The 18,963-nt window shown below is 57.3% G+C and carries 17 protein-coding genes; 9 read left to right on the top strand and 8 right to left on the bottom strand.

The window, feature by feature from the left end; all coding sequences use genetic code 11:
- Window positions 1–2 precede the first annotated feature (2 nt).
- From KZZ06_RS15030 to KZZ06_RS15020, 3 genes are read right to left on the bottom strand one after another with little or no spacing between them, the layout of a single operon-like run.
- On the bottom strand, window positions 3–812 hold the full coding sequence (locus tag KZZ06_RS15030; RefSeq protein WP_257884380.1) for a carbohydrate ABC transporter permease: 810 nt from the start codon (window positions 810–812) through the stop codon (window positions 3–5).
- Complete coding sequence (locus tag KZZ06_RS15025; protein WP_219580929.1) at window positions 809–1,675, bottom strand: carbohydrate ABC transporter permease; 867 nt, start codon at window positions 1,673–1,675, stop codon at window positions 809–811. Before KZZ06_RS15025 ends, KZZ06_RS15030 begins: the two co-directional genes overlap by 4 nt.
- 33 nt (window positions 1,676–1,708) lie before the next feature.
- Window positions 1,709–2,467 (bottom strand): DeoR/GlpR family DNA-binding transcription regulator, encoded by a 759-nt coding sequence (locus KZZ06_RS15020; protein ID WP_219580928.1) that lies wholly within the window; start codon window positions 2,465–2,467, stop codon window positions 1,709–1,711.
- 295 nt (window positions 2,468–2,762) lie between these two features.
- Here KZZ06_RS15020 and glpD point away from each other — a divergent pair, with 295 nt between their 5' ends.
- The 9 genes from glpD (at window position 2,763) to KZZ06_RS14975 (ending at window position 13,159) form a co-directional block, all read left to right on the top strand.
- Window positions 2,763–4,385 carry a glycerol-3-phosphate dehydrogenase gene (gene glpD, locus KZZ06_RS15015; RefSeq protein WP_257884379.1) on the top strand — a complete coding sequence of 541 codons (1,623 nt, stop codon included), beginning with the start codon at window positions 2,763–2,765 and terminating at the stop codon, window positions 4,383–4,385.
- On the top strand, window positions 4,385–5,473 hold the full coding sequence (locus KZZ06_RS15010) for an ABC transporter ATP-binding protein (RefSeq protein WP_219580927.1): 1,089 nt from the start codon (window positions 4,385–4,387) through the stop codon (window positions 5,471–5,473). The genes glpD and KZZ06_RS15010 overlap by 1 nt, the downstream gene beginning before the upstream one ends.
- Window positions 5,474–5,484: 11 nt before the next feature.
- The gene (locus KZZ06_RS15005) at window positions 5,485–6,564 is read left to right on the top strand and encodes an ABC transporter ATP-binding protein (RefSeq protein WP_219580926.1); all 1,080 of its coding nucleotides are present in this window, start codon (window positions 5,485–5,487) and stop codon (window positions 6,562–6,564) included.
- Between the two features lie 2 nt (window positions 6,565–6,566).
- Window positions 6,567–7,439 carry a carbohydrate ABC transporter permease gene (locus KZZ06_RS15000; RefSeq protein ID WP_219580925.1) on the top strand — a complete coding sequence of 291 codons (873 nt, stop codon included), beginning with the start codon at window positions 6,567–6,569 and terminating at the stop codon, window positions 7,437–7,439.
- On the top strand, window positions 7,439–8,287 hold the full coding sequence (locus KZZ06_RS14995) for a carbohydrate ABC transporter permease (RefSeq protein ID WP_219580924.1): 849 nt from the start codon (window positions 7,439–7,441) through the stop codon (window positions 8,285–8,287). The genes KZZ06_RS15000 and KZZ06_RS14995 overlap by 1 nt, the downstream gene beginning before the upstream one ends.
- Window positions 8,288–8,299: 12 nt before the next feature.
- Window positions 8,300–8,572 (top strand): DUF2160 domain-containing protein, encoded by a 273-nt coding sequence (locus KZZ06_RS14990; RefSeq protein ID WP_219580923.1) that lies wholly within the window; start codon window positions 8,300–8,302, stop codon window positions 8,570–8,572.
- Window positions 8,573–8,640: 68 nt separating this feature from the next.
- Window positions 8,641–10,362: an ABC transporter substrate-binding protein gene (locus KZZ06_RS14985; RefSeq protein ID WP_219580922.1), complete on the top strand. Its 1,722-nt coding sequence runs from the start codon at window positions 8,641–8,643 to the stop codon at window positions 10,360–10,362.
- A gap of 134 nt (window positions 10,363–10,496) precedes the next feature.
- On the top strand, window positions 10,497–11,984 hold the full coding sequence (gene glpK / locus KZZ06_RS14980; RefSeq protein ID WP_219580921.1) for a glycerol kinase GlpK: 1,488 nt from the start codon (window positions 10,497–10,499) through the stop codon (window positions 11,982–11,984).
- Between the two features lie 32 nt (window positions 11,985–12,016).
- Window positions 12,017–13,159: an iron-containing alcohol dehydrogenase gene (locus KZZ06_RS14975; RefSeq protein WP_219580920.1), complete on the top strand. Its 1,143-nt coding sequence runs from the start codon at window positions 12,017–12,019 to the stop codon at window positions 13,157–13,159.
- 15 nt (window positions 13,160–13,174) lie between these two features.
- Here the strand turns inward: KZZ06_RS14975 and KZZ06_RS14970 are convergent, their stop codons facing one another.
- From KZZ06_RS14970 to dctP, 5 genes are all read right to left on the bottom strand, one after another.
- Window positions 13,175–14,689 carry a malonyl-CoA synthase gene (locus KZZ06_RS14970; protein WP_219580919.1) on the bottom strand — a complete coding sequence of 505 codons (1,515 nt, stop codon included), beginning with the start codon at window positions 14,687–14,689 and terminating at the stop codon, window positions 13,175–13,177.
- A gap of 11 nt (window positions 14,690–14,700) precedes the next feature.
- Entirely contained in the window at window positions 14,701–15,939 is a 1,239-nt protein-coding gene (locus KZZ06_RS14965; RefSeq protein ID WP_219580918.1) for a malonyl-CoA decarboxylase, read from the bottom strand.
- On the bottom strand, window positions 15,936–17,252 hold the full coding sequence (locus tag KZZ06_RS14960) for a TRAP transporter large permease (RefSeq protein ID WP_219580917.1): 1,317 nt from the start codon (window positions 17,250–17,252) through the stop codon (window positions 15,936–15,938). Before KZZ06_RS14960 ends, KZZ06_RS14965 begins: the two co-directional genes overlap by 4 nt.
- The gene (locus KZZ06_RS14955) at window positions 17,252–17,800 is read right to left on the bottom strand and encodes a TRAP transporter small permease (RefSeq protein WP_219580916.1); all 549 of its coding nucleotides are present in this window, start codon (window positions 17,798–17,800) and stop codon (window positions 17,252–17,254) included. Before KZZ06_RS14955 ends, KZZ06_RS14960 begins: the two co-directional genes overlap by 1 nt.
- 74 nt (window positions 17,801–17,874) lie before the next feature.
- Window positions 17,875–18,861 carry a TRAP transporter substrate-binding protein DctP gene (dctP, locus tag KZZ06_RS14950; RefSeq protein ID WP_219580915.1) on the bottom strand — a complete coding sequence of 329 codons (987 nt, stop codon included), beginning with the start codon at window positions 18,859–18,861 and terminating at the stop codon, window positions 17,875–17,877.
- Between the last annotated feature and the right edge of the window lie 102 nt (window positions 18,862–18,963).

Here is an 18,963-nt window from a genome sequence, read left to right as displayed (position 1 = left end):
GGCTAAACCTGACCGACCTTGAACCCGCGTGACAGGTGGCCGCGCATCGCAAACAACAGCGCCGCCCCCGGCAACATGGACGCGACCGTGACCGCCATCACCAGCCCGATATCGGTCTGAAACCCGAACAACGCGTTCAGCGCCATCGAAATCGGCTTGCCGTTGGTGGTGGTCAGAATCCGCGCAAATACGACTTCGACCCATGAGAACATAAAGCAAAAGAACCCCGTGACCGCGATGCCCGGTGCGATCTGGGGCAGCAGGATTTTCCAGATAAACCCGCGGCGCGAATAACCATCCAGAAAGGCGGTTTCGTCCATTTCCTTTGGCACGGCCGATATAAACCCCTGCATGATCCAGATTGAAATGGGCAGGTTGAACAGGCAATGCGCCAGCGCGATGCCAAAGACAGAATTCACAATGCCTAGGGACGAAAACAGCTGAAAGATCGGCAAGGTCAGCACCACTGGCGGGGTGATCCGAAACGCGATGAACGCCAGAAACAAATGTTTATCGCCCACAAATGAAAGCCGCGAAAACGCGTAAGCCGCGGGGATCGCAACCGGCACCGTGATACAAATATTGATCACCACATAGGCGATTGAATTGGCAAATGCGGATCGCAGGTTTGGGTCGGTCAGGATGGCGCTGTAGTTTCGCAAGGTAACCGCGCCCAGCGGCGTATCGGGATGCGCCAACGTCGCGACAAAGCTGATCATCGTCATCTGCACCAGCGGCAGACTGACAAACACCACGAACGCGGCCAGCGCCACGGCTTTGACAACCCTCCACATGGGCGCGCTATTTCTCATGCTGGCTGCCTATCACTTAGCTTGGATTGCGCCTTGCTAAAGCTATAGGCGACCATCAGCACGATCAAGAAATAGATCACCGAACGGGCGGCAGAGGGGCCATAGTTAAAGGCCTTGATCTCTTCGCCCAGATCCACCGCCAGAAACATCGTGGCCCCGTCCGGCCCGCCTGCGTTGATGGGAAACGCCTCGGTATAGATCATGAAGCTGTCCATGAACCGCAGCAAAACCGCCATCAGCAGCACATGATAAAGCTGCGGCAACTGGATATGACGAAACACCTGCCATGGCCCTGCCCCGTCGATTGCGGCAGCTTGATAATGCGACTGCGGAATGGTCGTCAGCGCGCTGTAGCACAAGATCACAACAAGGCTGGTCCAGTGCCAGACATCCATCGCGATCACCACGGCCCATGTGTGTGGGATCGACAGCTTCCAATCGACAGGCCAGCCCAGCCCGCCGAGCATCCGGCCCAAAATGCCGCTATCGGGGTTCATCAGCGCCAGCCACAAGGACGGGATCATATTCCACGGCACCAGCAGCGGCAGTGCCACCACCGCAAGGCTGATCCCCACCCATGTTTTACGCTGCGGGATGCATAGCGCGATGGCGATGCCCAGCGGAATCTGAACCGTCAGGATCAACATTGAAAACAGGGTACTGCGGCCAAAGCTGGCCCAGAAGCGGCCCGAGGTAATGATGTCCGCGTACCACTCAAGACCGACCCAAAACCGCGCATCCAGAATGAAAATCTCGAAGAATGAATAATTCACCACGGTCATCAGCGGGATCAGCCCCACAAGGCCCAGAACCAGCGCGGCGGGCAGCACAAAAATCCAACCGGTGTTGTCGCGACTTTTCATGCCCGCTCCGCGTCTTGCTGGCCTGATTGCAGGCTATGCAATCACAACCTCGGTGTCCCATCCGGCGCAATGCGCCTTAAGCTCGGGCGATAACCCACCGTCGGTGAACAACACGTCGGCGTCGCCCAATGTGGCGATGGCCAGCGGGGCGGTACGCTGGAATTTCAGGTGATCGGCAACCACCATCACCTTGCGCGACCGTTGGATCGCCGTGCTGCTAACCATGATTTCCTGACCGTCGTAATCCAGAATATCCCCATCCGCGTCGATGGCCGAACAGCCCAGAACGCTGTAATCAAACTTGAACTGCTTCACCATATCCACGGTCATTCCACCGACAATCCCGCCGTCCGCGCGGCGTAAAACACCGCCCGCAAGGATGATTTCACAACTGTGATTTGCGGCCAGAATATTCGCGATGTTCAGGTTATTCGTCACCACCAACAGGTTCTCGTGGCTCAACAACTCTCGCGCGACCGCCTCGGTCGTGGTGCCGATGTTCATGAAAACGGATGCACCTGCCGGAATGGATTGCGCGCATTTCACGCCGATGGCCTTTTTCCCCGCATCATTCAGCCGCCGCCGTTCTTCGTAGATGATATTAACCACCCCCGACGGGACCACTGCGCCGCCATGCACCCGTTCAAGCTGCCCCGTTTCAGCCAAATCTGACAGATCGCGGCGAATGGTCTGAACGGTCACGTCATACTGTAAGGCCAGGCCATCGACAGTGACCCTGCCATCCTTGCGCGCAAGCTCAAGTATCTCTTTTTGCCTGAAATTTGAAACCATTGCGCCCTCCCGTGGTGCATACGCGTGACGCGGCCCGGACCTGACCCGCCTCGAAAACCGCCCGCGCAACAATCAGCAGTCTGTGCGAAGGGTCAAGTCCTCGAATCGCGGTTAACGCAAACAGTCCACCCAATACGGAAAGAAAATCCAGCCCAAAAGCGCGCGTTTTCTAATAATTCCGCAATAACGAACATAAACGAACATTCGTTATTGCGTTTCTGGTGGATTAGGTGTTCCTTTGTCGCCAGTCGCACGCCGAAAGGCTGCGGAGCAAAATGAATGCGGGGAGGCTTCATTGAGCCAGCACGAACACCAAAACATGGTCGATTTGTTTGTCATCGGTGGTGGCATCAACGGATGTGGCATCGCGCGCGATGCTGCGGGTCGTGGCTTTAGTGTCGAACTGGCCGAGATGCACGATCTGGCCTCGGCGACCTCCTCTGCGTCGACCAAGCTGTTTCACGGCGGCCTGAGGTATCTTGAGTATTGGGAAGTCCGCCTTGTGCGCGAGGCGTTGATCGAACGCGAAACCCTGTTGCGCGCCATGCCGCATATCTCGTGGCCGATGCGGTTCGTTCTGCCCTATCATCCCGATATGCGGTTCGAAGGTGATACACCTACATCGAAACTGCTGAATGTCGTTATGCCCTGGATGAAAGGGCGCAGGCCCGCGTGGCTGATCCGGCTGGGCCTGTTCATGTATGACAATCTGGGCGGTCGAAAGATCCTCAAGGGGACAACGTCGCTAAATCTGCGCGGCACCCCCGAAGGGGCCCCGCTGCAAGACCGCTTTGAACAGGCGTATGAATATTCCGATTGCTGGATTGAAGACAGCCGTTTGGTTGTCCTGAACGCCCGCGACGCCGAGGCGCGCGGGGCCAAGATCAATGTCCGCACCAAAGTTGTATCCGCCGAACAAAAAGACGGTATTTGGCACATCACGCTTGAGGCCCAAGACGGCGGCGCGCAGCGTGTCGTGCGGGCGCGGATGCTGGTGAATGCAGGCGGTCCGTGGGTCGAAGACGTCATCCGCAACACCGTGCGCATCAATTCCACCGAAGGCGTGCGTCTGGTGCGGGGCAGCCATATCGTGGTGCCAAAGCTGTATGATCACGGCAAATGCTATTTCTTCCAGGGCGAAGACGGGCGGATCATCTTCACCATCCCCTACGAGACGGATTTCACCCTGATCGGGACCACGGACGCCGAACATAAAGACGTGGGCACCAAGCCCGTTTGCACGCCCGAAGAACAATCCTATCTCGCCAATTTCGCGTCCAACTACTTTAAGAAACCGGTGTCGACGGATGACATCATCTGGACCTATTCCGGCGTGCGCCCCTTGTATGATGACGGGGCAACATCGGCGACGGCGGCGACACGGGATTATGTGCTAAAGGTGAATGAAACCGCAGGCGCGCCCATGCTGAACGTGTTTGGCGGCAAGATCACAACCTACCGCAGGCTGGCCGAAACGGCGCTGGAAAAGATCGCGCCGTTCTTTCCCGATACCGAGGGGCCTTGGACAGCGGGCGTTCCCCTGCCCGGCGGTGATTTCCCCGTTAACGGTGTTGCGGATCTAACAGCAAAGCTTGCGGCGCAGTTCCCGTTTTTAACGCCCGCGTGGGCCACCCGCCTGATCAAGGCATATGGGACGGACGCGTTCGAGATGTTGAAAGGTGCCACATCGCAAACCGATTTGGGCCAGAATTTCGGATCGAACTTGACCGCGCAAGAAGTGCTGTGGTTGATCAAGAATGAATATGCGCGCAAGGCGGATGACGTGGTTTGGCGGCGGTCCAAACTGGGTCTTCGGATGACGGCGCAAGAAATTGAAATGCTGGACGTTTGGATGGTTGAAAACACAGTGCAAACCACCGGCGAACCGCAGCCTGCGTTGCGAAAAGGGAGAGGTTAATGTCACTCGTTCTTGAGGGTGTGTCAAAGGTCGTGAACGGCCAAACGCATATCCACGCCACCAGCCTAGAGCTGCGCGCCGGTACGATGAACGTGCTGCTGGGGCCAACATCCGCTGGCAAAACATCCCTGATGCGATTGATGGCAGGTCTTGATGTGCCCAACACCGGCAAGGTGATCTGGAATGGCAAGGATGTGACCGGTTTGCGGGTGCAGGACCGTGGCGTGGCGATGGTGTACCAGCAGTTCATCAACTATCCGTCGATGTCAGTCTATGACAACATCGCCAGCCCGATGCGTCTGTTGGGCAAAACGAAAGACCAGATCGATCAGGCCGTCAAAAAGGCCGCCGAGCTGATGAAACTAACCCCGTTTCTGGACCGCAAGCCGTTGGAACTTTCCGGCGGGCAACAACAGCGTTGCGCCCTCGCCCGCGCCTTGGTCAAGGATGCCGGATTGGTCTTGCTGGATGAACCGCTGGCCAACCTTGACTATAAGCTGCGCGAAGAACTGCGTGCCGAAATCCCCAAGATATTCGAGGAAGCCGGCTCGATCTTTGTCTACGCGACGACCGAACCCGAAGAGGCATTGTTGCTGGGCGGCAATACCGCCGCGATGTGGGAAGGCCGGATTACCCAGTTCGACCGCACCCCGATTGTGTACCGCCAGCCGGTCGATGCGACGACCGCCCGCGTTTTCTCTGACCCGCCGATGAACTTCGTCAGCGTCCGGAAATCCGGCGACCGCCTGTCCTTTGGCGACGGTCAAACCGCCCCGGCGACAGACACGTTCGCGTCGCTTGGCGATGGTGATTACCTTGCCGGGTTCCGCCCCAACCATCTTGAGCTGACAAAACCAACGCCAACTGCCCTGACCTTTAGCGCCAAGCTGCACGTGACCGAGATCACCGGATCAGAAACATTCGTGCATCTGGATCACCACGGGGAAAACTGGGTTGGGCTGATCCACGGGGTCAAAAACCTCAAGATCGGGTCCACGCTGGATGTCTATCTGGACCCCGCCCACGTCTATATTTTTGCAGAAGACGGCACGTCGGTCGCCGCTGCATCCTATGCAACAGCAGCCTGAGGGAGCACGACATGGCAAAAATCACCCTCGATAATCTGGCACATTCCTATCTGCCCAAACCCGTCACCGAAGACGATTTTGCGCTCAAGGAACTGAACCTTGATTGGTCCGACGGCGAGGCCTACGCGCTGCTGGGGGCCTCGGGCTGCGGCAAATCCACCTTGCTGAACATCATCTCTGGTCTGTTGCATCCCAGTCAGGGGCGCATCCTGTTTGACGATAAAGACATGACAATGGCCCCCACCACACAGCGCAACATCGCGCAGGTGTTCCAGTTTCCAGTGGTCTACGACACGATGACCGTGCGCGACAATCTGGCCTTTCCGCTGCGCAACCGTGGCGCTGATCCGGCTTATATCCAAGACCGCGTGCAACAGATCGCCGCGATGATCGGGATGGAAGACACGTTAAACCGCAAGGCGCGCGGGTTGACGGCGGATGCCAAGCAAAAGATATCCCTTGGCCGTGGCATGGTGCGCGAAGACGTGAACGCGCTGCTGTTTGACGAGCCGCTGACCGTGATCGACCCCCATATGAAATGGGAATTGCGCACGCAGCTGAAATCGCTGCACCACGAATTCGGTCACACGATGATTTACGTGACCCATGACCAGACCGAGGCGCTGACTTTTGCCGATAAGGTCGTTGTGATGTATGATGGCCGCGTCGTCCAAATGGGCACGCCGCAGGAATTGTTCGAAACGCCCGAACATACCTTTGTCGGTTATTTCATCGGCTCGCCCGGTATGAACCTGATGGAAGCCACCGTAAAAGGCGACAAAGCCGTGATCGGCGGCGTCGAGATCGCATTGGGCAAGGGTTTTGGCACCCCCGCGGGCAAGGTCGAACTGGGCGTGCGGCCCGAATTCACGTCACTGCAAGCCGGCGACAGCGGCCTGCCCGTCACCATCAAACGGGTCGAAGACGTGGGCCGCCACAAGATCGTGCGCGCCGATTTCCAAGGCACCGAGATCAACGTGATCGCCGCCGAAGGTTCCGAAATCTCGCCGGGTATGAACCGCATCGTGTTCGATCCCGCAGGTGTGAACGTGTATTCCAACAGCTGGCGCATCGCGCCAAAGGTGGCTTGATCATGAACAAGACAGTCAATCAAAAAGCATGGTTTCTAATTCTGCCCGTGCTGGTGCTGGTCGCCTTTTCCGCCGTTATCCCGCTGATGACCGTGGTGAATTATTCGGTCCAAGACACCTTTGGCAACAACCAGTTCTTCTGGGCCGGGCTTGAATGGTTCGAGGAAATGCTTGCATCAGAACGGATGTGGGATGCTTTAGGGCGTCAAATCGTCTTTTCGCTGATCATTCTGGCCATCGAGATTCCGTTGGGCATTTTCGTCGCGCTGAACATGCCCAAGAAAGGCTTTTGGGCGTCGCTCTGTCTGGTGTTGATGTCCCTGCCGCTGCTGATCCCGTGGAACGTGGTCGGCACGATCTGGCAAATCTTTGGCCGCGTCGATATCGGCCTGTTGGGGCATACGCTGGCCGCGCTTGGGATTGACTATAACTACACTCAAGACCCCACCGCCGCGTGGATTACCGTCATTGTGATGGATGTCTGGCACTGGACGTCGCTGGTGGCCCTGCTGGCCTATGCCGGTCTGCAATCAATTCCCGACGCCTATTACCAAGCCGCGAAAATCGACCAAGCCAGCCGTTGGAAAGTGTTCCGCTTTATCGAACTGCCCAAGATCATGGGCGTGCTGATGATCGCCATTCTGCTGCGGTTTATGGACAGCTTCATGATCTACACGGAACCGTTTGTGGTCACGGGCGGTGGCCCAGGCAATGCGACGACATTCCTGTCGATCGATCTGGTCAAGATGGCCCTGGGTCAGTTCGACCTTGGCCCGGCGGCGGCGTTCTCGATCATGTATTACCTTGTGATCCTGCTGGTGTCTTACGTGTTCTACACCGTCATGACGAACCTTGATAAAAGGGATGGCAACTGATGTCCGACTTTATCCAGTCCCCCCAGAAACGCGGGTTTGGCCTGCCGTCCGTGAATGGCAGCGCCGTGGTGATGGGCCTGTATCTGCTGTTTCTTTTGTTGCCGATCTATTGGTTGGTGATGATGAGCCTCAAGACCAATACAGAGATCCTCAACAGCTTTACCCTGTGGCCGCGCGACCTGACGTTCGACAACTACCTGACGATCCTGACCGATGCGTCGTGGTACACAGGCTATCTGAATTCGATGGCCTATGTGGTGATGAACATGGTGATCTCGCTGGCGGTTGCACTGCCTGCTGCCTATGCGTTCAGCCGCTATTCCTTTATGGGCGACAAGCACCTGTTCTTCTGGCTGCTGACCAACCGGATGGCCCCGCCTGCGGTTTTCGCTCTGCCGTTTTTCCAGCTCTACAGCTCTGTCGGGTTGTTTGACACGCATATCGCTGTGGCCCTTGCGCATTGTCTGTTCAATGTGCCGCTGGCGGTGTGGATCCTCGAAGGGTTCATGCGCGGCGTACCCAAGGAAATCGACGAAACGGCCTATATCGACGGCTATTCCTTTCCGCGGTTCTTCATCAAGATCTTCACGCCGCTGGTCGCCTCCGGCATCGGGGTGACGGCGTTTTTCTTGTTCATGTTCTCGTGGGTTGAACTGCTGCTGAGCCGCACATTGACCAGCGTCGACGCCAAACCGATTGCCGCCACCATGACCCGTACCGTGGGCGCGTCAGGCATCGATTGGGGTGTTCTCGCCGCTGCGGGGGTTCTGACGATCGTACCGGGTGCCTTGGTCATCTATTTTGTTCGCAACTACATCGCCAAGGGTTTTGCCCTTGGGCGCGTATAAGGGAGAAAGCTCATGGAATGGATGGCATGGACATGGCCGACCGCCATATTCTTCGCAATCATTGCGGCCACGCTGGTGACCTTCACCGTGCTGGCCATCAAATTTCCGGAAACGCCGCGCAATGGCGTTTTGGGGATCGAAACAACCCGTGGTGACCGTCTTTTCATCACATTGCTGGGGTCGGCCTTTATCAATCTGGCCTGGCTTGGGCTGCTCAGCGCGCCCCAATGGGGGGCACTGATTGTGTGTTTCTTCTACGCCATCGCGGTTTTCCGCTGGGTGTAGTCGATCAGGTACCCCGGCGTGCAAGAACCGGGGCTGCTTTCACTGTTCTAATTTAGGGAGGAACAACCATGAACTTGCGACTAAAAGGAACGACTGCCATCGGGCTTGCTGCTTGCATGCTTGGCGCGCCAGCGTTCGCAGACATGAATGCCGCCAAGGCATTCCTTGATAGCGAGATCGGCGATCTTTCGACGCTGTCACGCGCCGATCAAGAAGCTGAACTGCAATTCTTTGTAGATGCAGCACAGCCTTACCAAGGCATGTCCATCAATGTGGTCTCCGAGACAATCGGCACCCACGAATATGAATCCAACATTCTGGCCCCGGCGTTCGAGGCCATCACCGGCATCAAGGTCACCCATGACCTGATCGGCGAAGGTGACGTTGTTGAAAAGCTGCAAACACAAATGCAGTCGGGCGAAAACATCTATGACGCCTATATCAACGACTCCGATCTGATCGGGACGCACTGGCGGTACCAGCAGGCGCGCAACCTGACCGACTGGATGTCGGGCGAAGGTGCGGCTGTCACGAACCCAAACCTTGATCTGCAAGATTTCATCGGTCTGTCCTTTACAACAGGTCCCGATGGCAAGGTTTACCAACTGCCCGACCAGCAGTTCGCGAACCTATATTGGTTCCGCTACGATTGGTTCAACGACGAACAGAACAAGGCTGATTTCAAAGCGAAATATGGCTATGATCTGGGCGTTCCAGTCAACTGGTCCGCTTACGAGGACATCGCTGAATTCTTCACCGGTCGCGATCTATCGCGTCTTGGCGTCGAAGGCGAAGTCTTTGGTAACATGGACTATGGCAAGAAAGACCCGTCGCTTGGCTGGCGTTACACTGACGCGTGGCTGTCCATGGCTGGTGCCGGTGACGTGGGCGAACCAAACGGTCTGCCCGTCGACGAATGGGGTATCCGCGTTAACGAGAAATCGCAGCCCGTCGGGTCCTGCGTTGCGCGTGGTGGTGCCACAAACGGACCAGCAGCTGTTTACGCCGTGACCAAAGCAATCGAATGGTTGGAAAAATACTCCCCGCCTGCCGCTGCCGGTATGACATTCTCTGAAGCGGGACCAATCCCTGCCCAAGGTAACGTTGCCCAGCAGATGTTCTGGTACACTGCCTTTACCGCAGCATCGGTTGAGCCTGATCTGCCCGTGATGAACGAAGACGGCACGCCAAAATGGCGCATGGCCCCTTCCCCACACGGTGCATATTGGACCGAAGGCACCAAGATCGGCTACCAAGATGCCGGTTCCTGGACGCTGATGGAATCCACACCTGTGGACCGTGCACAAGCCGCGTGGCTTTATGCGCAGTTCGTGACATCCAAGACTGTGGACGTGAAGAAAAGCCATGTTGGTCTGACATTCATTCGTGAATCCACGATCCAGCACGAAAGCTTTACCGAGCGTGCGCCGAAACTGGGTGGTCTGGTTGAATTCTACCGTTCCCCAGCACGGGTTCAGTGGTCGCCAACAGGCACCAACGTTCCTGACTATCCAAAGCTGGCCCAACTGTGGTGGCAGAACATCGGCGACGCAATGTCCGGTGCGAAAACCCCACAAGAAGCGCTTGATGCACTTTGCGCAGATCAGGAAAAAGTTCTGATCCGTCTGGAGCGTGCCGGTGTTCAGGGCGAATATGGCCCGGTCATGAACGAAGAAATGGACCCAGAGTACTGGCTGTCGCAGCCCGGTTCGCCCAAAGCGAAACTGGCCAACGAAGACGAAACGCCAGTGACCATCGCTTATGACGAGCTGATCAAATCCTGGCAGTAAACGACCTTTCCGGGGCTTGGCATCAGGCCCCGGATTTTCCTAACTCTTGAACCATCGGGCCATGTGCCTAAAGTTCAGATCAGCGGCTGCCCCTCAAGGTGGCCGCTTTTTCACTTAACGCTACGGGGATCCATATGACCTATATTCTTGCAATTGATCAGGGCACAACTTCGACCCGCGCGATTGTTTTTGATGGCGCGATGGCCGTCACGGCGCAGTCGCAGCAAGAATTCCCCCAGCATTTCCCGCAATCGGGCTGGGTTGAACATGACCCCGTGAACCTGTGGGACACCACAGTTGCCACCTGCCGCGATGCGATTGAAAGCGCGGGTATTAAGGCGTCGGATATTTCCGGCATCGGCATCACCAACCAGCGCGAAACCGTCATTGTCTGGGACAAGACAACGGGCGATCCCGTTTACAACGCCATCGTCTGGCAAGACCGCCGCACAGCCGACACCTGTCGGACCCTGCGCGATGCCGGTCACGAGCCGATGATCACCGCCCGCACCGGCCTTTTGCTGGACCCCTATTTTTCTGCCAGCAAACTGGGCTGGATTCTAGACCATGTTGAAGGTGCCCGCGACCGCGCCGCCAAGGGCGAGCTGCTGTTTGGCACCGTCGATTGTTTCCTGATCTGGAAGCTGACCGGCGGGGCCGTGCATGCCACTGACGCCACCAATGCCGCCCGCACCATGCTGTATGACATTCACAAAGGCCGGTGGAGCCAGACCATATGCGGTCTGCTGAACATCCCTATGGAAATGCTGCCCGAGGTCAAGGATTGCGCCGCTGATTTTGGCCAGACGCAAAGCGATCTCCTTGGCAGCCCTGTCCCGATCTATGGCGTTGCGGGCGATCAGCAGGCAGCGACCATCGGGCAGGCCTGCTTTGAGCCCGGCATGTTGAAATCAACCTATGGCACCGGATGTTTTGCACTGCTCAATACCGGTGACACGCCTGTGCAATCGAACAACCGCTTGCTGACGACCATCGCCTATCAGCTGGACGGCAAACCCACCTACGCGCTTGAGGGGTCGATTTTTGTGGCCGGTGCGGTGGTGCAATGGCTGCGCGACGGGTTGAAAATCATCTCGGACGCGGCACAGACCCAAGCGCTGGCCGAACAGGCCGATCCACATCAGAACGTGATCCTAGTCCCCGCCTTTGTCGGGCTTGGCGCGCCCTATTGGAACCCCGACTGCCGTGGGGCCACCTTTGGGCTGACCCGTGGCACCGGGCCCGCTGAAATGGCCAAAGCAGCGCTTGAAAGCGTCGGCTATCAGACCCGTGACCTGCTCGAAGCGATGTCGGCAGACTGGAAAGCCACTGGCGTGCAGCCCACCTTGCGGGTGGATGGTGGCATGGCGGCCAATGATTGGGCGATGCAGTTTTTGTCGGATATTATCGCGGCCCCTGTGGACCGCCCCGTTAACCACGAAACCACCGCCTTGGGGGTCGCGTGGCTGGCAGGGATGCGGGCGGGTCTATACCCTGATCAACAGGGGTTTGCCGCAGCATGGGCGCGCGAAACCCAGTTTTCACCGCATATGGATGAAACCCTGCGCGGCCAGAAATACGACGGATGGAAAAGGGCCGTTCAGGCGACACTGAGCGTCTGAGTTACCAGCCCCAAAAGCGCAAGGAACCGGATATGTTTTCATTCTTTAGCCCCCAAGCCATCCATTTTGGCCGTGGTCAAAGCGCACAAGCCCCCAGCCTTGCCCGTGCGTTCGGCAGCAACGTTCTGCTGGTCCATGGCGCAAATGCGCGACGTGCCGATTGGTTGGTAAAGGCCTGCACGGATGCCGGAATGACGGTGCATACGCTTGGCTGTCAGAACGAACCCAGCTTGCCGGATATCCAACAGGCATTGGCACAGATCAAAGGGTTCAACCCCGATGTCGTCATCGCTTTGGGTGGCGGCGCGGTCATCGACTTTGGCAAGGCTTTGGCCGCCCTCATCCCCTGTGCATCCCCGCCGCAAGAATACCTTGAGGTCGTGGGTACCGGCCGTCCGCTTGACCACGCCCCCCTGCCGCTAATCGCCCTGCCGACCACCGCCGGGACGGGTGCCGAGGTCACAAAAAACGCGGTGATTACGGTGCCTGAACATGGCATCAAGGTCAGCCTGCGCGATCCCCGCATGATCCCCGACATCGCCATCGTTGATGCGGACCTGATGCAAGGCGCACCGCGCCGCGTCACGCTGGCGGCGGGGCTGGACGCAATCACCCAAGTGATTGAGCCCTATCTTTCGATCAAGGCAAACCCGATGACTGACGCGCTGTGTGTGGCTGCCATCCCAACCGGGCTTGGCGCGATCAGGGACGTGGTTGAGAACGATGCACCCGCTGCGTGGGATGACATGGCGCGGGTCAGCACTTGGGGCGGGTTGGCCTTGGCCAATGCGGGTTTGGGGGCGGTGCACGGTTTTGCTGGCGTGATTGGCGGCAGAACCAACGCGCCCCACGGCGAAATCTGCGGCGCGCTTTTGCCTGCGGTTCTGGCATCCCACATGCGCAAGGCGGACGCAGGGACAGAGGTTCACAGCCGCTTGGTCTGGGTCTTGGATCAGATCGACCGCCAGCTTGGTGACGGCACAGATGGCACGGGTCTGGCGCAGCTGAAAACATGGTCGCGCAAGATGGGTCTGCGGGGGCTGGCCGACATGGGCGTCACCAAGGCCGATCTTGATGACATCGCGCAAGCCTCGGCCGGGGCGTCGTCGATGAAAGGGAACCCCTTTGCCCTGTCACAGTCAGAACTGGTCGGGATTTTGGCGGACGCCCTTTAGGGCATCCCCCTTGGTTTAGCCCGCGAACAGGTCTTTGAACTGATCGCGCAGTGCCTTTTTCTGCACCTTCCCCATCGTATTGCGGGGCAGTTCGGGCATGATAATCATCTTTTGCGGATGTTTGAACCGCGCCAGCGAGGTTGCGATATTTGCCTTGATCGCGTCGACATCGGGCTGACCCGTGGGCGCAGGCACCAAGATCGCCACGACAGTTTCCCCGAAATCCGGATGCGGCACGCCGATCACAGCGGATTCCAGCACGTTTTCTTCCTCGTCCAACAGCAGCTCGATTTCTTTGGGGTAGATGTTGTAGCCGCCCGAAATGATCATATCCTTGTTGCGCCCGACAATATGAACATAGCCGTCGTCGTCGATTTGCCCCAAGTCGCCAGTGATAAAGAAACCATCCTCACGCAGTTCCTCGGCGGTCTTTTCCGGCATCTGCCAATAGCCTTTGAACACGTTCGGTCCGCGGACTTCGATCTCGCCGATCTCACCCTGGGGCAAGGTCTCGCCGGTTTTGCTGTCGGTGATCTTCAGCTCTACCCCCGGCAATGGAAAGCCGACAGTGCCCGCACGCCGTTCGCCCGAATACGGGTTCGAGGTGTTCATATTGGTCTCGGTCATGCCATAGCGTTCAAGGATACGCAGCCCGGTCAGCTTTTCAAACTGCACATGGGTCTCAGCCAACAGCGGCGCGCTGCCGGATACGAAAAGCCGCATATGCGCGACCAGTTCTTTGGTAAAGCGTGGGTCGCCCAGAAGCCGCGTGTAAAACGTCGGCACGCCCATCAGCGATGTGGATTTGGGCAGGTTTTCAATGATCTGGTCGACGTCAAAGGCCGGCAGGAAAATCATCTGACCGCCCGTAAGCAATATGATGTTCGACGCAACAAACAGTCCGTGCGTGTGGAAAATCGGCAAGGCGTGCAGCAAAACATCGTCTTTGGTGAACTGCCATTCACTGACCAATGTTTCCGCATTCGACAGCAGGTTGCCTTGGCTCAGCATTGCCCCTTTGGACCGGCCCGTGGTGCCCGAAGTGTACAAGAACGCGGCCAGATCATCGAGTGTCCGGTCAACGGTTGCAAAGCTGTCGGGCATGCCCGCTGCCACATCGGCAAACGTGCCTGACCCATCGGCATTCATCGTCGCCAGCTCAGCGCCGCATGCCTTGGCCACGGGAGCCATGCCTGCGTGTTTGGCCTGATCGCACAACACCAACCGCGCGCCGCTGTTTTCAACGAAATACGACACCTCTTCGGGGGTGTAGGCCGTGTTCAGCGGCAGGAAAATAACGCCAGCCTGTGCGCAAGCGGCATAGACGGCCAAGGCTTGCGGGGATTTGGCAATTTGCACGGCCAGACGGTCACCGGGAACCAACCCGAATTTGGTCAGGGCGTTGGCATATTGTGCAGCCATGCGCAGAAAATCCGCATAGGTGATCGTCTGCCCGTCAGCCAACTGCAAAAACACCTGCGATTTGCCTGCGTGTTTCCCAAAAAGACTATCAAAAAGCGGATTAGCCATACTTCAAATTCCTATACTTCAGATCCACAGGAAGCGCTTAGCGCGCGTACCTCTGAGGATGCAACAACCGTTTTTTCGCTGACGAACTGTTCGTGGTTCTTTGATATTTGCGACAGATCATACAGATAGTTGACCATCACACCATTCGATTGCTTCATCCCGTTCGGGGACACATCGGCATCTGCGTGAACGGCGTGTACCATGGCACCATTGCCCAGATGGAACCGTGCGACCGGGTCAAGGGGATTGCCGCCGGGGCGCTTGGCCTCGATCAGGTAATGCGCGGCTACGGCTGTGTCATCAGGCCCTGCCGCGATCGCAGGATCAGCTGCCGCGCGCCATTTGTTCAGACCGGGGATCGGGGACAGCGTGACGAAGGTCTTGAGGTTCGGCAGGTCGCGTGACAGATCGGCTACCACCTGTTTGATCAGCGAGTTGCCAAAGGAAATCCCCGCAAGCCCCGCCTGACAATTCGAAATCGAATAGAAAACCGCGGTATCGGCGTCATCAGCGCTGATGGCGTCGCGCCCGTCGGCCAGCAAGGCCTGAACGGAATTCGGGGTGCCCTTGGTCAGGGCGACTTCGACGAAAATTAGCGGCTCGTCTTGCATGGCAGGGTGAAAAAAACCGAAACACCGCCGGTCGGCAGGCTGCACCCTGCGGCGCAGATCATCCCAACTGTCGATGGCATGCACTGCCTCGTAGGCGATGATTTTCTCCAGAATATTTGCGGGGCTGGACCAATTGATCGGGCGCAGCACCAGAAAGCCGCGGTTAAACCACGAGGCAAACAAATGCTGGAAATCCACGTCCAGCGGCTCAAGCGCGGGCTGATCGCGTAGCATGGCCAATAGGTCTTTGCGCATCGCGACCAACTGCCCCGTACCGCCCGGCACCTGATTTAATCGGCGCGCCAATTCCTGACGCTGGGGCTCGCAGGCGCGGGCAAACGCGCGATAGCTTTTCTTGGACGGGGCATCGCTATAGGCCTTGAGCGTGTCCCGAACCGCTTGGGGGTCGATCTCTAGACTGGTCGTCATGAACTCGAAAAACGATTGTTTTTCATCACTGTTCATCGCGCCGTAGCGGTCAAAGATCAGCCGGGCCAAGGTGCTGCCGGACACTTCGCCATGGCTGCCAAGCAATTGGCGACACAGCTCGCTTGTGGTGTGCCCCTCGGCCTCGTCCGAGATCGCCCTGCGATAGCTGCGCTCGAAAACCGAAGCGAGAAGGCCCGAGATAAAGCTCATATCGCGACACCCATCACCGCGTCGGGCAACCACGTGGCCAGCCCCGGAAAGATGCATAGCAGGATGATCGCCAGCACCATACAGGCGACGAAAGGCAGCGATCCCATCAGAATGGTTTTCAACGAGATATCAGGCGCGATGCCGTTGATCACATAAAGGTTCAACCCCACCGGAGGCGAGATCAGCCCGATTTCCATGTTGATCGTCAGCACCACCGCGAACCAGATCGGATCGAAGCCCGCCGTCGTAATGATCGGCAACAGGATCGGTGCCGCCATCAAGATCACCGCAACGGGCGGCAAAAAGAAGCCCGCAATCAGCAAAAACACATTCACAAAGCCCATCAACACCCACGGGTTCACATCCAAGGTGCCAATCCAGTTGGCGATGGATTGCGTGATATAAAGGCTGGACAGCATGTAGGAAAACACACCCGCCGCGGCGATGATGAACAGGATCATCACGCTTTCTTTGGTGCTGTCACGCAGCACGACCCACAGGTCACGCGGGTTCCACAGCTTGTAGATCACCATGGCGATTAGCAGACACAAAAGCGCGCCCACAGCCGCAGTTTCAGACGGCGTCGCAACACCGCCATACATCGCGTACAGCACACCCAGAATGATGAACAGGAACGGCAACACGCGCGGCAGGATTTCAAACTTTTCCTTCCACGTATAGTTGCCCGTCGCCAGCAATTCACGGTTTCCCGATTTCCATGTGGAATACAGCGACCACGCCATGAACAGCGCAACCAGCAGCAAGCCGGGGATCACACCCGCCAAAAACAGACGCCCGATCGAGGTTTCAGTGGCAATGCCGTACACGATCATTGTCACCGACGGCGGGATCAAAATACCCAAGGTACCGCCCGCCGCAATCGACCCAGCTGCCACACCGTCGGGATAACCACGTTTGCGCATCTCGGGGATGCCCATCTTGCCAATCGCGGCACAAGTGGCAGGGCTGGATCCGGACATAGCCGCGAACAGCGCACAGGCCCCGAGGTTGGAAATCACCAGCCCGCCCGGCACACGGGTCAGCCAGCGCTCTAGTGCCTCATAAAGATCGGCCCCTGCCCGTGTGGATGCAATAGACGAGCCCATGATGATGAACATCGGGATCGACAAAAGCGCAAAGTTGTCCAGCTTGCCGAACAGGATTTCGGGCAACAGCTCAAGCGACCGCATCCCGTCAAAGATCATCAAAAACCCTGTAGATACGATCAGCAGGCCAAGCGCCACCGACACACCGGAAAACAGAACGATAATCGTGCTAAAGGCGACAAACGCACCAAGTGTAAGCGGATCCACTAGTTATCCTCCAAGCCGAACGGCTTATCAATTTTCAAAACGACCGCGATCAGATCAGCAATCAACTGTAACAAGAACAACGCAAAACCGATGGGCAGCGCGGCATAGGGTATCCACAGGCGGACGCCCCAAATGGTGTCGGATTTCCAGTTGCGCTCAAAGGCGAGGTGCCAGAATTCATAGCCGTACCACAGCATGATCGCGACCATGACGGTGGACAGCGACAAGGTGAAAATCGCCATGATGTAACGCGCACGCGGCCCCAGCGAGATCGGGACCAGATCGACGTTCACATGCCCACGCAGACGCTGCACATAGGGCAGCCCCACCAGCGTTGACGCGATTGCCAGATAAATCACCGCTTCGGTTTGCCAGATGGTCGACCCGTTCAGCACGAAGCGGATAAAAATCATCTGGCAGGTAATGGCCACCGCCGCGACGATCATCGCCGCTGAACACCACCCTGCTACCGTTGAAAGAGCAGCCACAACACGCAAGAACAGATTATCCCCTGTCCGCGCAGCGACGGCCGAGCTTTGGCCCGCCATAACACCATCCTTAGAAGTTTGAGATTGTCACATGTGCAAGGAAGGCCACATATCTGCAGCCTTCCTTAGTTGGATTATTCGACCGACAACGCCATATCGAGCAGCGCTTGACCGTCTGGCACATCTGCTACGAACGCTTTGTAGGATGTTTCCTGTGCCAGGGCACGCCAGGCGTCAAAGTCTGCCGGCGTCATCTGCGCGATTTCCACGCCCGCGTCACGGAACACCTGCTCGGATTCAGCATCCTGCTTTTTGGCTTCTTCCAGATAGAATGCTTGTGCTTTGGCGGATGCTTCTAGCAGTGCATTTTGCTGATCAGCTGTCAGGCCGTCAAACTTGGATTTGTTCATCAACAGAGGCTGATACATGAACCACAACGCGACATCGCCCGCAGGGGTATAGCACGCAACCTGTTCGTAAATCCGGTACGACACGAAAGACGACGACGATGTGTTCGCAGCTGTCAGAACGCCGGTTTGCATGGCGTTGTAAATCTCGGAGGATGCCATGGACGCAATCGACGCCCCTGCCCCTGCCAACATTTGTTCAAACGCCTTACCAGCCGCGCGGGTTTGCAGACCTTTCACGTCTTCGGGTTTGGTGATGCATTTGTCTTTGCCGACAAAACCACCCGCCAGATATCCGTGGACCAAGACCATAACATCATCTTCGGCCATTTTCTCTTCGAGCGCGGCCATAAAGGGCGACGCGCTAAGCCGGGCAGCGTGATCGTGGTTTTTCACCATGCCGGGCATCAATGTCAGGTTAAACGCAGGCTGTTGGCCACCGGCATAGCTAAGGGGCAGCACTGTCATATCCAGCTGGCCACCGCTGAGGGGGCGATATTGCTCGCGTGGTTTAAACAGCGACTTGGACCCGAAAATCTGGATTTCCAGATCGACATTCGCCGCCGCAACATCATCTGCGACCATCTGTGCAACCTGATGGCGTACGTCTTTGTTGGACCATTGGTGCGACAGGCGCAGGGTTTCGGCGTAAGCGGCAGAGCCGAGTGTAAAGCAGGCAAGCGTCGCCGCTGCCTTGAGTGCAGTCATTTTCATATATTCCTCCCAGAATGCGACCAAGGTCAAAAGCCCCGGTTCTACGGAACAATGCTTTCCACGTCCTGCATCCCAAGTCAAACATCTTGTATACAATCTGAC

Origin of the sequence: Sulfitobacter sp. CW3, from assembly GCF_019392245.1 — a bacterium.
In the GTDB taxonomy this organism is placed as follows: Bacteria; Pseudomonadota; Alphaproteobacteria; order Rhodobacterales; family Rhodobacteraceae; genus Sulfitobacter.
This window is presented reverse-complemented; position numbering and strand designations above follow the sequence as displayed.